This window comes from Arcicella sp. LKC2W, from assembly GCF_034931005.1.
Taxonomy (GTDB): Bacteria; Bacteroidota; Bacteroidia; order Cytophagales; family Spirosomataceae; genus Arcicella.
In genome coordinates this window covers 77,090-91,663 of record NZ_JAYGIN010000023.1, presented here as the reverse complement: position 1 = coordinate 91,663, position 14,574 = coordinate 77,090, and the positions used below count along the sequence as shown (strand labels likewise).

General features: G+C 36.7%; 11 protein-coding genes. 5 read left to right on the top strand and 6 right to left on the bottom strand.

All coding sequences use genetic code 11. The annotated features are described in order from the left end of the window. Positions 1-82 precede the first annotated feature (82 nt). From VB796_RS18300 to VB796_RS18280, 5 genes are all read left to right on the top strand, one after another. The gene (locus tag VB796_RS18300; protein ID WP_323348029.1) at positions 83-1,864 is read left to right on the top strand and encodes a feruloyl-CoA synthase; all 1,782 of its coding nucleotides are present in this window, start codon (positions 83-85) and stop codon (positions 1,862-1,864) included. Positions 1,865-2,123: 259 nt separating this feature from the next. After that, on the top strand, positions 2,124-2,882 hold the full coding sequence (locus VB796_RS18295) for a 3-hydroxyacyl-CoA dehydrogenase (protein ID WP_323348028.1): 759 nt from the start codon (positions 2,124-2,126) through the stop codon (positions 2,880-2,882). A gap of 42 nt (positions 2,883-2,924) precedes the next feature. Further along, positions 2,925-4,031 carry a 5-methyltetrahydropteroyltriglutamate--homocysteine S-methyltransferase gene (locus VB796_RS18290; RefSeq protein WP_323348027.1) on the top strand — a complete coding sequence of 369 codons (1,107 nt, stop codon included), beginning with the start codon at positions 2,925-2,927 and terminating at the stop codon, positions 4,029-4,031. Between the two features lie 225 nt (positions 4,032-4,256). Further along, positions 4,257-5,369, top strand: coding sequence for an alpha/beta hydrolase (locus tag VB796_RS18285; protein ID WP_323348026.1), 1,113 nt, complete (start codon positions 4,257-4,259; stop codon positions 5,367-5,369). Positions 5,370-5,381: 12 nt separating this feature from the next. After that, complete coding sequence (locus tag VB796_RS18280; RefSeq protein ID WP_323348025.1) at positions 5,382-6,248, top strand: amidohydrolase family protein; 867 nt, start codon at positions 5,382-5,384, stop codon at positions 6,246-6,248. A gap of 164 nt (positions 6,249-6,412) precedes the next feature. Here VB796_RS18280 and VB796_RS18275 read toward each other — a convergent pair whose 3' ends face one another. The 6 genes from VB796_RS18275 to VB796_RS18250 form a co-directional block, all read right to left on the bottom strand. Further along, positions 6,413-7,324, bottom strand: coding sequence for an AraC family transcriptional regulator (locus tag VB796_RS18275; protein WP_323348024.1), 912 nt, complete (start codon positions 7,322-7,324; stop codon positions 6,413-6,415). Positions 7,325-8,658: 1,334 nt separating this feature from the next. Further along, entirely contained in the window at positions 8,659-9,612 is a 954-nt protein-coding gene (locus VB796_RS18270; protein ID WP_323348023.1) for a fumarylacetoacetate hydrolase family protein, read from the bottom strand. A gap of 102 nt (positions 9,613-9,714) precedes the next feature. Next, the gene (locus VB796_RS18265; RefSeq protein ID WP_323348022.1) at positions 9,715-10,845 is read right to left on the bottom strand and encodes an FAD-dependent monooxygenase; all 1,131 of its coding nucleotides are present in this window, start codon (positions 10,843-10,845) and stop codon (positions 9,715-9,717) included. A 112-nt stretch (positions 10,846-10,957) separates the two neighbouring features. Further along, the gene (locus VB796_RS18260; RefSeq protein ID WP_323348021.1) at positions 10,958-12,070 is read right to left on the bottom strand and encodes an alpha/beta hydrolase family protein; all 1,113 of its coding nucleotides are present in this window, start codon (positions 12,068-12,070) and stop codon (positions 10,958-10,960) included. 182 nt (positions 12,071-12,252) lie between these two features. Next, positions 12,253-13,242, bottom strand: coding sequence for a VOC family protein (locus tag VB796_RS18255; RefSeq protein ID WP_323348020.1), 990 nt, complete (start codon positions 13,240-13,242; stop codon positions 12,253-12,255). A 476-nt stretch (positions 13,243-13,718) separates the two neighbouring features. Continuing rightward, positions 13,719-14,486: an SDR family NAD(P)-dependent oxidoreductase gene (locus tag VB796_RS18250; RefSeq protein WP_323348019.1), complete on the bottom strand. Its 768-nt coding sequence runs from the start codon at positions 14,484-14,486 to the stop codon at positions 13,719-13,721. Positions 14,487-14,574 lie beyond the last annotated feature (88 nt).

Below are 14,574 nucleotides of genomic sequence, written 5' to 3'. Positions count from 1 at the left end.
GTGAATTATAAATGGACTTTTCAATCATTCACAACTCACAATTCATCATTCACAACTTATAACATCATTAAACAATTTTAAAATGAAATTTGGACCTACTGAAACTATAAAAACGATAAATCCTGATGGTTCTATTTTGTTTAGTTTAGAACAACCTTTAGCCGATTTTCCAGAAAAAATAACGGAAAGATTAAGTTTTTGGGCTAAAGAAACGCCTGATAAAACCTTTATTGCTCGCAGAAATTCAGAAGGAAATTGGCAAGAATTATCATATACCGAAACACTTCGTCAGGTTGAAAATATTGCTCAATATCTTTTAAATCAGGATTTTACCGACGGACAAACCATTGTTATTTTGTCAGAAAATAGCCTTGAACACGCTTTGTTAGCCTTAGCTTCGGCTCATATCGGGATTCCTTATACGCCAATTTCACCACCGTATTCTTTGGTTTCGGATGATTTTGGAAAGCTGAAACATTGCTTGGAATTAATGACTCCAAAATTGATTTTTGCTCAAGATAGAAAGGTTTATGAAAAGGCTTTGAATTTGGCAAAGACAATGTTTCCTGAGGCAGAAATTGTAACGGTAACAAATACACAACATCTTGATTTTGCAGAATTATTAAAGGTAGAAGCTACTGAAAAAGTAGAGGAAGCTCATGCAAAAGTAAGTGCTGATACCGTTGCAAAAATCTTGTTTACTTCGGGGTCAACGGGCTTGCCAAAAGGCGTTATCAATACGCACGGAATGTGGTCGGCAAATTTGCAACAGATTTCGCAAACCTTTGCTTTTATGCAAACTGAACCGCCTGTTTTTGTGGATTGGTTGCCTTGGAATCATACTTTTGGTGGCAATCATAATTTTGGTTTGGCACTTTATAATGGTGGTTCGCTTTTTATTGATGACGGAAAACCAACGGCAAAAGGCATTGAAAAGACAGTTCAAAATCTCCGTGAAATTTCCCCAACGGCTTATTTTAATGTGCCAAAAGGTTTTGAAATGCTGATTCCTTATTTGGAAAATGATGCTCAATTTAGAGAAACATTCTTCAAAAATCTACGTTTCTTTTTTTATGCAGGAGCAAGTTTAGCTCAACCAATTTGGAATCGTTTGGAAGAATTATCGGTAGAAGTGACGGGTAAAATAGTGCCGATTATTACGGGGTTGGGTTGTACCGAATCGGGTCCTTCTGCCATGTTTGCGGCTTGGGAAGGTAGTTTTTCGGGACTTTTAGGCGTGCCTGTGGCGGGTATGAAAGTGAAATTAGTTCCCGATGGTGACAAATTAGAAGCTCGTTATCATGCCCCGAATGTCACTAAAGGCTATTGGCGAAACCCAGAAGCAACGGCTCAGGCTTTTGACGAAGAAGGTTTTTACAAAACGGGTGATGCCGTAAAATTTTTAGACGAAAATAATCCAAGCAAAGGTTTAGTTTTTGATGGAAGAATTGCCGAAGATTTTAAACTTTCAACGGGAACTTGGGTAAATGTTGGCATCCTCAAATCAAAGGTTTTATCGGCTGGTTCGCCCATTGTGCAAGATGTGGTCATTGCGGGACTCGACCGTGAATATATTGGAGCTATCTTGTTTTTGAATCCAGACGCTTGTCGGAAATTGGCAAATTTATCTACTGAAACTTCCAACAAAGAGGCTTTTCAGCATGAAGAAGTACAAAAATACATCGACCAATTATTGATAGAATTAGGAGAATCTGCCACAGGAAGTGCCAGTAAAGTAGCCAAAGCCGTCATTGCGATTGAACCACCGTCGATTGATTTAGGAGAAATTACCGATAAAGGTTCATTGAATCAACGAGCCGTGTTAAAATATCGTGCGGCGTTGGTTGAGGAAATGTATGGTTGATATATCAGATGATAAGTGCCACGAAGACGCTAAGTCACTAAGTTTAAATTGTCTTAGAAACTGTTATGAAATAAATATATTGAAGGAATTGTAAAATGAGTTCTTCAATTATTTGTGCCTTCGTGGCAATATATAATTTCAAATAGAGAATATTTTGCTCTTAGATTCTTTGTGCCTTCGTGGCAATAAATAATTTCAAATAGAGAATATTTTGTTCTTAGATTCTTTGTGCTTTCGTGGCAATAAAAATATACACAAAATGACAATCGAAAATAAAACATTCATCATCACAGGCGGAGCTTCGGGTTTAGGGTTTGCCACTGCCAAAATGATTGTAGAAAATGGCGGAAATGCAGTCATTTTAGACATCAATGAAGAGGCGGGTAAAAAGGCAGAATCGGATAAGATTTTATTCGTAAAAACTGACGTAGCAAATGAAGAACAAGTACAAAATGCCATTGATTTGGCGGTGGAAACTTTCGGTGGATTGCACGGCATTGCCAATTGTGCGGGCGTTGGCCCTGCCCAAAGAGTAGTCGGCAAAAATGGCCCACATTCTTTAGATTTCTTTACCAAAGTTATCAATATCAATCTTGTTGGTACTTTTAACGTCATTCGTTTAGCAACTAATGTGATGCAAAATAACGAGCCAAATGCAGATGGCGAACGTGGCGTAATTATCAATACTGCATCGGTAGCGGCTTTTGATGGACAAATCGGGCAAGCGGCTTATGCTGCCTCAAAAGGAGGAATTGTTGCCATGACTTTACCCATTGCCCGTGAATTGGCAAGAATGGGCATTAGAGTAATGACCATTGCTCCAGGGATTTTTGAAACCCCTCTTTTGGCATCTCTACCCCAAGATGCTCAGGACTCTCTGGGGAAACAAGTGCCATTTCCTCCCCGTTTGGGTCGCCCGTCGGAATATGCGTCTTTGGTGAAGCATATCGTTGAAAATCAGATGCTTAATGGCGAGGTTATTCGTTTAGATGGGGCAATCAGAATGGGGGCGAAATAAGTTTGCAATATATTTTTCATTAAAAAACATAATAATTAAGACATGAAACTACCTTTCCGTGCCGACCATGTTGGCAGTTTATTAAGAACTCCCGAAGTAAAAGAAAATCGTTTGAAATGGAAAAACGGACTAATTTCTGCCGAAGAATTACGTGAAATTGAAAATGTTGGCATTGCCGAAACTGTCAAAAAGTTAGAATCAACGGGTATGAAATCTATCACTGATGGCGAATTTCGCCGTGATTATTTCCACCTTGATTTCTTGAAAGAATTGGCTGGTGTAACCGTAACTGGTGGCATTGATGCAAATCCAAATGCAAAAGTTGCCGAAGATGGTTTTACGCCTCCAAAATTAACGGTTACTGGCAAATTGGCTCATGTGAAAGATATTCAAGTGGCTGATTTTGAGTTTCTTAAAACTGTAACAACGCAAACACCAAAGGTTTCCATTCCTTCGCCAACGATGGTACATTTTAGAGGCGGACGTAAATCAATAGACATTAATTCATATCCCGATATGGATGAGTTTTTCCATGATTTATCCAATGCTTATAAACAAGAAATTGACCGATTGTATCAATCTGGGCTACGTTATTTGCAATTAGACGACACTAATTTGGCGTATCTCTGCGACCCCAAAATGCGTGCTGCCGCCCTTGAACGTGGCGAAGACCCCAATGAATTACCCAAAACCTACGCAGCCTTGATTAACTCGGTAATTGATGGTCGTCCAAAAGATTTGACCGTTGGCATTCACCTTTGTCGTGGCAATTATCGTAGTACATGGTTTGCAGAAGGTGGTTACGAACCTGTTGCCGAAATCCTTTTCAATTCTATTAATGTAGATGGTTATTTCTTGGAATATGATGATGAACGCTCTGGTGATTTTGCCCCGCTTCGTTTTGTGCCAGATAACAAAAGAGTAGTTTTAGGAATCATTTCTTCAAAAGTAAAAGAATTAGAAAATATTGATGATTTATGCAAACGAATTGACGAAGCTGCCAAATATATGCCTATCGAAAATATGTGTGTGAGTCCACAATGTGGTTTTTCTTCAACGCATCATGGCAATGACATGACACACGATGACCAATGGCGTAAAATGGAATTGGTAGTAAATACAGCCATTAAAGTTTGGGGAGAAGCGTAGAGACGTTGCCTGCAACGTCTAAAAAATATCATAATTGTTTTAGCAACGTCTAAAAATTATCATAATTGTTTTAGCAACGTCTAAAAATTATCATAATTGTTTTAGCCTGCAACGTCTAAATAAAAATCGCAGAATAGGTAAATTCGTTGCAAGATTCAATCGTTGTTTATTGGTAAAATTTTAATCTTTTTGGGAGACGTTGCAGGCAACGTCTCTACCTGTAATATGAAAAAACTACTAATTCTTTTGTTGTTTACCACAACAACTTTTGCTCAAAATGTAGCTAAAATTGATACAGGAGCAATAAATGGGGCAAATTATCGCATCCTTTTTCCCGAAAATTGGAAAGGAAAATTAGTAATGTATGCCCACGGATATGAATTTATGGGTAGTCCAAGACAAAGTAGAAACCCCGATTTTATCAAAAGAATGTCCACATTTTTAGAAAGAGGTTTTGCCGTTGCTGCCTCCGACTATCAATATCAAGGTTTTGCTTTGCCACAGGGCGTTGATGATACAGAAGCATTGCGACAATATTTTATCGGAAAATATGGTAAACCAGACTCCACTTTTATGGTTGGGCATTCGATGGGCGGCGGAATTTCTTTGGCAACTATCGAAAATTTTGGCGATAATTATCACGGAGCTTTGCCACTATGTCCATTTTCGAGTCGTCCATATTTACAATGTCGTAAAGAGTATGATATTTATGCCACTTTCAATGGATTATTTCCAAATGTGGTGACTTCCTTAAAAGATATTTTCGACCTCAATAAGCCTTATCAAGCCCAAGATTCAAGGAAAATGTTTAGTAGAGCAAAGGAAATAAAAGCCGCAATTTTTGCCAAAGATTCATTGCTTGCCTTGGCATTTGCCAAACGTTTTGACTTGAAAATTGACGATTTACCAATGTCCTTATTTTTCAATGAAAACGTATTGAGAGACATTGCACAAAAGGCAAAAGGAAATCCTTTTGATAATACAAATACACTTTATTCGGGTTTCCCGAACGATTTGGAAGTAAACAAAAAAGCAGAACGCTTACCTGCTACGGTGGACTCAAAAATCCTTTTTGGTAAATACGAACGCACAGGAAACATTAATAAACCCGTTGTGTTGATGCACACCATTTACGACCAATTGATTCCGCCGACGTATGGTGTTTCTAATTTTGAAAATATGGTTCGTCAACAAGCTAAAGACCAATATTTTACCGTAAAATATACCAACGGACAAGCACATTGTAGTTTCACACCCAAACAAACTGCCATTGCTTTTGATGAATTGAGAGACTGGGTAAAAACTGGAAAAAAAGCTAAAGCTGGATTTGTAGAATAAAATTTTAAAATTATGATTAACATTGAAAAAATTACCGCCATCGACGTACACACACACGCAGAAGTTTCGTGTTGTCAACCGCATGATGATTTTCGTCCAGAATTTGATGTGGCTTTTGCCAAATATTTCAAGTCAGATAAACGCCCGACGATGCAAGAAACCGCTGATTTTTATCGAGATATAAACATGGCTTTGGTGATGTTTACGATAGATTCGGAACATGAAGTGGGCAAAAAACGGATTCCGAATATTGAAGTAGCAGAATGTGCTTTGAAAAATGATGATGTGATGATTGCTTTTGCCAGTATTGACCCACACAAAGGGCGAATGGGAGCAAGAGAAGCTCGTGATTTAATCGAAAATTATGGCGTAAAAGGTTTCAAATTTCATCCGACAGTACAAGGTTTTTATCCTTACGATAAAATGGCGTATCATCTTTACGAAGTCATTGCGGAGTATAAATTACCAATGCTTTTTCATTCGGGACATTCGGGTTTTGGCTCTGGTGTTCGTGGTGGAGGTGGTTTACGTTTGGAATATTCAAACCCGATGCACTTAGATGATGTAGCAATTGATTTCCCTGATTGCCCAATTATTATTGCTCACCCAAGTTGGCCTTGGCAAGACGAAGCCCTTTCAGTAGCGATGCACAAACCCAATGTTTATATTGATTTAAGTGGTTGGTCGCCCAAGTATTTTCCGAAGCAATTGGTACAATATGCCAATACTATGCTTAAAAACAGAATGTTATTTGGAACAGATTTTCCGTTGATTACCCCAGAAAGATGGCTAAAAGATTTTGAAGAAGCAGGTTTTAAAGAAGAAGTTAAGCCACTGATTTTGAAGGAAAATGCCATTAAAATGTTAGGGTTGAAATAGATTAGTCGTGGCAAATAGCTTGGGTATAATTACCAATCGTTGTTATGTCGTGCATAATGTTACGGAATATATCTCATAATCCAATATTGCACAAGTAACGATACGATGATTCCATAATTTAAAACTGGCTCAACTCTGTATTCAAACAGATAGTTGAGTCAGTTTTAATAATTCAATGCTACAACATGTTGATTTTGTTCTAAATGTTGATTTTTCTCTCTGAATTTTGCTGGAGAAATCCCCGTCTGTTTTTTGTAAAATCTACAAAAATAACTTACATCTTTAAACTCCAATTGATAAGCAATTTCAGAAATGGTCATGTCGGTATGAGCCATCAAAATCATAGCCTCATTAACAAGGTAATTGCTGATTACTTGTTTGGTTGATTCGCCTGCAATAGTCTGACAAACTCGATTAAGGTGCGTTTTGCTAATGCCTAAATCTTTGGTAAAATCGTCAATACTTTTATTCGTAGGTACAATTTTTTTAATCATTTTCATGAACTCCTTGTAGTAAGCCAACTCACGTGTAGAGGCTACGTACTCCTTTTCAGACTCAATAGTCATTCTGAAAATTTTAATGAGTAATAATAAAAGCAATGTTTCCATAAACAATGCTTCCTTATCCGCTTGCAAAGTCAACTCTTTAATCATTCTACGGATAGAATCCATTGCATCGTTAAACTCATCAAAATTATTGTTCATGTTGAGCAATCTTACCCGACTAATCTCATAAAGCAAATCTTTATCATGGCTCGTGAATTTATCAATAATCGCTGATGACACTGAAAGCGTGTAGCCTTTTATATCATCGCTAAATTTAAAGCCGTGCAGATTGTTTTCGGGCATAATGATAATATTTTGCCCAGAAAATTTCTTCATTTTTTCGTTGATAATCAGCGTTCCTGAACCTGATTCTATGAAAAAAAATTGATAGAGATTACTATGAAAATGCGGTTTGATTTCCCAATTATATTTTCTGCAACTATAATCTATGGCAACTAAATTAAGAAAATCAGCCGAAACTGTTGATTGTTCTCTGCCATATAATCCGAAGTTTTTGATTTCAAATTTCATCTTTAGTCGTGAAGGTAATATGGTTTGGATTTGAGAATCAGTGCTAATTTCTCAAGATGGATGTGATGATAAGGCATTAATCATTTGAAATAGAGGAATGCTCCGTGCAATTTCAAAATTTTGCTCTATCCTAAAACCCATGAGAGTTTCAGAATAGAGCTTTACTAAATTGGGTATAAATTATATATTTTAATTGAAGAAATACAAAATAAATGGAAGTAACAACCCTAATGGAATCAGCTTAAAATTAAACGAGTCAATCTATGTTTTACATTGATAAATAATATATTAATTGGCGGATTAATATATTATTTCATTAGGGCTTTACTTCTCAAGTGATACAAAATAGTCACCAATAAATATAATTGTGTTTTAGGGAATTTTCTGCGTGAATTATTTAAAATTAGGTCAAATGTTGAACTCAATCTTAAATAATTTTATTGAATAAATACGAAGCTATTGCTTGATATTGTTCAATTTTTTATGACTTTATTTCTATAATTCAAATTTAGTTAAAATTATGACTATGTGGGATAAAAATGGTTCTTTTGTACCATTTTTTTTATCAAAAGTACCAAAAGCCTTGAGAGGTATATCTTCTGACTGTCAAATGAAATTGTATAATTTAAAAACAATGAAATCTTAACGTAATTTTTTAAGAAGTTTTGATGATTTAAGAAAATAATCTGCTTGATGAATATTCAAAATGGTGAATGAAAAGAATGTAAAAAGAGATGGTATTTTTCAACCATGATGAGAATGGAAAGAGATATTTAAAAATTATTTTTACCTCATAAAAGTTGTCATAAATTATAAATATGTAAAGTTGTATTTGGATTTTTATTTAAAAATATATACAATTAAGTTGAATTGTCTAAGTGAAGATGAAATTGAAAGCGTTTGACATTCGAATTTGTAATGCTGAAATACATTGTATTTTATGACAAAAACTATTGGATAAGTCAACCATTATTAAAAATGAAGTTTTAGAATACAAGAATAAAATAGGAGATAAAGTAGAAAGTTTTTGAAGTTGTTATGAACGCAAGAGATTCTTTGTATCAAAATGATACTATATATCTGAATACGCATAGGGCTATTTGATAAATAAATATGTAATCGGTTTAAATGAAATAGACCTTTCATTAAGTATAGCGTAGTTTCTGTGGATTTTGATTGAAAAGTACCAAATGAAATTTCTCTTGGAGATTCGTTTCGTTTTGAGGTTAGAAATGGGTTGTTTATTCTGTTTTATGTCAAGAATAAGGCACAAAAAAAGGTTCTTCTATGATTTCAAAGGAAACCACAAAAGAACCCGAACTTAATAACTGATTTTAAACAACCGTATTACGCAAAATACCAATACCTTCAATTTCTAATTCAACAACATCGTTTGGTTCAAGTGGACGGTGAACGCCAAACGCATTTTCAATTAGACTTCCCCAACCTACTGTTCCCGAACCTAAAATATCTCCAGGCATCAAGTTTACGTTGTTTTCAGAAGCACGTTCAATCATCTGCTCAAAATTGTAGTAAGCAGTTTTGTAATTTCCTTCACAAATTGTCTGACCGTTGATTCGAGAAGTCATTTTTATATCAAAACGAGAACCTGCTACTTTAGGAACTCTGATTGGGTCTTGAAAGACGCTTTCATCCAATGGAATTCTGTATTGCTCCATTTCATCAGCCGTCACAATACAAGGACCAATAGCGTTGGCAAAATCCTTTCCTTTGTGTGGCCCAAGTGGAATTTCCATCTCCACTTTTTGAATGGCTCTTGCCGTCCAATCATTAAAAACAGTATATCCAAAAATATATGGAGTGGCTTCTGTTGCTTTAATGTCTTTTCCTTTTTTCCCAATGATACAAGCCAATTCTAACTCAATATCCATTTTGGTTTCTTTGGTCGGACGCTTGATTTCATCATCAGGGCCATAAATTGCTTGGTGATTGGTGAAATAGAAAATTGGCATATCGTACCAAGCTGCCCCAATTTGGTGACCAAAGCTTCTTGAGGCATTTTGCATGTGCATTTCAAAACCGATGTAATCTCTAAAACTACGTGGATTTGGAAGTGGTGCTAACAATTTAACTTCAGACAGTTGATAATGTGGTTGTACGTCGCCCAAAGCCTTGATAATCAAAAAATATTCTTCGTGATTGTCAATAAAAGTGAGCATATCTGTTGGCAGTTTTTCGCTTGCCAACTGCATATCAACCACAGCTTCGCCAAGAAGCCAACCAATACGGCTTTCTTGATTTGTATTTAAAAATGTAACTAATTTCATTTTGGTGATTGGTTAATTGGTAAACTGGTTATTGGTTGCTGTACTAATAATGTTTTAATGCTTTTTTTTAAAACTAATTTTCTAATAACAAGTAACCAATAGCTAAATTTCCTGTGTTAATGCCATACCTGTTTTACCCATGAGCATACCCATATTGGCACCTTCTGGAAGCGGTTGGTCGTTGTATTCGAGTAATTCCCAAGTACCCAAAGTTTCAGAAACATCTACCACCATCATGCAACGCTCATAACGACGTTTCATATATCGCTCGAAAACCTCTTCAACTTCGCCTTCTTTCTGTAATTCCTCTATTAAAACCACTGCATCTTCAATCGCTAAAGCAGCTCCCGAACCCAATTGTGGAATGGTAGTATGAGCTGCATCTCCCAAAATAACGACTCTGTTTTTATACCAAGGTGCAGGCATTTTTAGCGTTTCTAAGGCACGGTAATTGACCAATTTAGGGTCAGTTACTTGTGGAATTAATTCTTGAACGAGCGGTACTGGATAAGCCGACATATAACCTTTTAGTTTTTCCACTAATTGGTCTTCTGGAATGATTGGATTATCGCCTTCGGCAGAATTTAGGAAGATATAACACGAGTCGGCAGTCATTGGAATTACCCCAATTTTATGCTTTTTATTAAAAAATATATACCCAGTATCCAAGTTGGCTGGACGCTTGAAAGCATAACGCCAAACTGATAAACCTACGTAGTTTAATTTATAATCACCAAAAATGAGTTTTCTTACTTTTGAACTTACCCCATCCGCTGCAATGACAACATCGTAACTACCCGTTGTACCATCTGTAAAAGTTACATTAGCTACATCTGGCTGATTATCAATACTTTCTACGGATACGCCCATGCGGTATTTTAAGCCAATTCGCTGAGCTTCTTCGAATAAAACATCGTGTAAGATTCTACGAGAGATTCCATTATGACTTGGAAATCTACCGATTGGAGGCGTACCTGCTTCACCAATTTGGACGCCATGCGGTAAGCATAATTTTACTTTTCCATAAGGTGAACCTCTACGCATTGCCTCATCCGCCACACCGATAGCATCTAAAGCTCTGAGTGCGTTGGCTTGTTGTATAATACCAACTCCATAAACATTAAATTCCTTATGAAGCTCTATAATATCTACCTCAAAACCCGCTTTTTTTAAACCAATAGCAGCCGACTGTCCACCAATACCAGCTCCTACAATCAATATTTTCTTTGCCATTTTTATAATGTTAAATAGGGGTTAGGTTTTAGTTGTTAGTGTTTAGGAAAAGTATGAAACTTGCTACAATCCTAATCATTAAACCCTAAATCCTAACCCCTGATATCTTAAATTATGCCTTTATTTTTTGAGCTACCCAATCGTACATATTAAACGACTTTGTAAAATCATCTACCGAACAGTGAGCCGAACCGCTTTCGTCTTTTGGTACAATTTCCATAACGTGTTCGCAGGTAAGAGCATCGTTCACTTGATAAGCATTTTCTACAAAATTCTGACGGTCATCTTCACCATGAAGAATATAAGTAGGCATTGATATTTTCTCTGCTACGCCTTCTAACGTAAAGTTTTTCAATCTTTCACGAGCTTCAGTCATGTTTTCTGCACCCACAATATGTTGTACAATTTCTGCTAATGGATGATTGTCTGGACGGTTTTTCCAAATATCATAATACGACCAAACTGCTCCAAAAATCATACAAACTTTGAAACGTGGTTCGAATGCCGCACAACGAGCCGCCATATATCCACCCATTGAAACTGCCCCGATTCCCACACGAGAAGTATCCACGTGTTCGCCAAGATTTTCGATGATGTAATCTAAAACTGCCGTTCCTGGAACATTGTAGTCGTAACGAGTATGCAAGTGATTGAGTCTTAAAGCAGCACCTTGTCCTGGGCCATCAACTGCCATCATAGCAATACCACGTTCGTTTAGGTGTTGAGCAATTCCGAAATATAATTCTTCCGCTAAACTGTCTAATCCACCAAACATTACCATTACAGGAGGATTCTCAACACCGCTTGGTTTGAATAAATAAGCAGGTAATGATGAGCCTTCAAATGGAATTTCTAATTGTAATGGTTTTTCATCAAAAAGCTGAATGGCTTTGATGAACGCATCACGACATTTTAAGTAATATGGAATTTTGCGTTCATCTTGCAAGTTCATAAAGAACTCGCTGGTACGCAAGTAGTTAAATGCTCTTAGATAGGTTCTGCGAGCAGAAACATGATGACCAGCCTTTGCGTAATTTTCGGCTAATTCATAAACTTTATCACCCATTTTTACCCATGCCTTGTTAAAACTTTCACGGTTTGCTGGGTCAATTTCACTGGCTACTTCTAATATTTCTGCAAATTCACCGCCACCATAATGGGCTTGTGTCAATGCTCTATTTACTTGATATGAAGGCATATACTGCCCTGGAAAATAATGCCACATATTTTTAATGATGAGTTTTTAATGATAAATTATGAGTTTGGGAACAATATGTTTCTGAGTAAATTCATAACTCATCATTCATAACTCATAATTATTTTAAAATCTAAATGATAAATTATGAGTATGGGAACGATATGTATCTGAATGAATTCATAACTCATCATTCATAACTCATAATTATTTTAAATATCAACAGGTTTAACCACCCCGTCAGTTAGTCCAAGTTTTTTACCTTTTGCCATTTCCGCAAATGGGTTTACACTTCCCCACGCATCATTTGGATTGTCTTTTAAGTAGTGAACATCTTGATGGTCGGGAGCAAAAACTAACCTTGCACAAGCATAATATTCAAATAAAATACCACTGCCTGGGTCGATGATGTAGATAAAAAAGCCTTCGTCAGCTTTATGACGAGTTGGAGAACCCATGACACTTTTGTATCCTTTCTCGATGAAATAATCTAAAGCAATCAAAACTTCTTCACGGCTATCAACATTCCAACAAATGTGATTTAATACGCCTTGATTTTCTTCAATATTTGGGTCAGTAAATACGGCAATATCATGCGATAAATTTCCGATTGTCCAAAGTCCACCAACTGGAGGCATTTCATCTGCAATACGGATTTCGTCAGGGTTTTTCAAACCAAATGTTTGCCAAAATGCTTTTTCATCAGCATATTTTCCTTTAGAAACCATATAAGTTACATGGTCGAAACGACGTGGATTTGCTCCTAATTTACGGTTACTGGCATAGCGGTCTGCGTAAATACTACCACGTTCTCCTGTTTCACGTAACCAAACTACATCCCAGAAAACTTCGTGTGTATGTCCGTCTGGAGATTGAAAACGATAAGCCTTTCCATGTCCTAAATCGCCATCTGTCCAGCCCAAACCTGCTCCTAATGATTCAAGGTGAGCTACACATTCTTCGAGAGCTTCAGCACTATCTGCACGCCAGCCGATATGACCAAGCCCAGATTTTTCACTTTGTGTAAGTTTTAGTGTATGATGAAAATAATCGCCCCAAGCTCTGAGGTAAACTGATGATTCTTCACGTCCTGTTTCGTCCATACCAACCACATCTCTGAAAAACTCTACCGATTTATGAAGGTCTGTTGTCAATACCTCAATGTGAGCCATTTGAGATAAATAGTGAGGGTTTTTTGCCATTTTATTTTGAAATATTTCAATTAATTATTGTACAAAAATACTATTCATATAATGTTTATTGTGAATCAATTTTAATCTAATACTATTCAAAATCAATACAAATGAGTTCTATTAAATAAAAAAGGCTTTTTTGAATATTCAAAAAAGCCTTAGAAATGATATTATAGTAAGCGAAAAGCGAGTAAAGTAATTAGCTGGTTTAAAGTATATTTAAAAACAGAACTATCTACTTTTTTCGCAATCAAGAAAATAACCGCCGACAGGGCGAAAAGCCGCTGTCAGGGTTGAATCCGAAACCCTGACAGCGGCTTTTTTGCCCTGTCGGCGGTTGTGCGACGGATATTGGATAACTCCGTTTTTAAATATTGCTTCTATAAACCTGTACCACTTTTTAGGAATAATTATACGGTTAAAACTTTAATAACCTCTTAATTTTAAGTAATATAAAATCCTAATACCTAAATCCCAACCCCTACTTACGCAAAAGCACCGCCGTCAACCGCCATCGTATGTCCCGTCATAAAACTTGATTGTTCGCTTGAAAGCCACAAAGCAACATCCGCTACTTCTTGCGGTTGTCCCATACGTTTCATTCTTTGGAAGTTAATAGCCTGTTGTAATGCTTCTGGATTTTCGGCTAATTTTCTTCGTCCTTGCATAATCATAGGCGTTTCGATTGCCGTCGGACAGATAGCATTTACACGAATATTTTTAGTGGCATATTCAATCGCTGCCGATTTTACCAAACCATTAACGCCATGTTTTGAAGCCGCATAAGGAGAATTTTCGGGTTGTCCGACAAGACCCGCTGCCGAAGAAACACAAACAATCGTTCCGCCACCTTGTTTGAGCATTTGTTCCAATTGGAATTTTACGCAATACCATGTGCCGATGAGGTTAATCTGAATTTGTAATAACCAATCTTCTTCTGGATATTCATGAACGGGTTTAGAGACTTTTCCTGCAATTCCTGCACAATTGACGGCACAGTCAAGGCGACCAAAAGTATCAACCGTTGTGGCAATAAGATTAACAATATCTTGTCTTTCGCCAATATTACATTTGACAAAAATAGCGTCACCACCTGTGGATTTTATTTCACTAACGACTTCATTTCCAGTAGTTTCGTTAATATCTGCTACTACAACTTTACCGCCTTCTGCTCCGAATGATAGAGCCGTAGCACGTCCAATTCCTGAAGCCGCTCCTGTTACTAAGCAAACTTTATTTTCAAATCTTTTCATCTGATTATAGTATGTAATTATTTTCAATGGTATCAGATGGAACGCCTATTCATTGCTTTGGTCTCAAAGTTTTTTGATGGGCGTTTCA

What these genes read in the sequence shown, in the direction of transcription:
- VB796_RS18300 (WP_323348029.1), top strand. Translation starts at nt 83, where the DNA reads ATGAAATTTGGACCTACTGAAACTATAAAAACGATAAATCCTGATGGT.
- VB796_RS18295 (WP_323348028.1), top strand. Translation starts at nt 2,124, where the DNA reads ATGACAATCGAAAATAAAACATTCATCATCACAGGCGGAGCTTCGGGT.
- VB796_RS18290 (WP_323348027.1), top strand. Translation starts at nt 2,925, where the DNA reads ATGAAACTACCTTTCCGTGCCGACCATGTTGGCAGTTTATTAAGAACT.
- VB796_RS18285 (WP_323348026.1), top strand. Translation starts at nt 4,257, where the DNA reads ATGAAAAAACTACTAATTCTTTTGTTGTTTACCACAACAACTTTTGCT.
- VB796_RS18280 (WP_323348025.1), top strand. Translation starts at nt 5,382, where the DNA reads ATGATTAACATTGAAAAAATTACCGCCATCGACGTACACACACACGCA.
- VB796_RS18275 (WP_323348024.1), bottom strand. Translation starts at nt 7,324, where the DNA reads ATGAAATTTGAAATCAAAAACTTCGGATTATATGGCAGAGAACAATCA.
- VB796_RS18270 (WP_323348023.1), bottom strand. Translation starts at nt 9,612, where the DNA reads ATGAAATTAGTTACATTTTTAAATACAAATCAAGAAAGCCGTATTGGT.
- VB796_RS18265 (WP_323348022.1), bottom strand. Translation starts at nt 10,845, where the DNA reads ATGGCAAAGAAAATATTGATTGTAGGAGCTGGTATTGGTGGACAGTCG.
- VB796_RS18260 (WP_323348021.1), bottom strand. Translation starts at nt 12,070, where the DNA reads ATGTGGCATTATTTTCCAGGGCAGTATATGCCTTCATATCAAGTAAAT.
- VB796_RS18255 (WP_323348020.1), bottom strand. Translation starts at nt 13,242, where the DNA reads ATGGCAAAAAACCCTCACTATTTATCTCAAATGGCTCACATTGAGGTA.
- VB796_RS18250 (WP_323348019.1), bottom strand. Translation starts at nt 14,486, where the DNA reads ATGAAAAGATTTGAAAATAAAGTTTGCTTAGTAACAGGAGCGGCTTCA.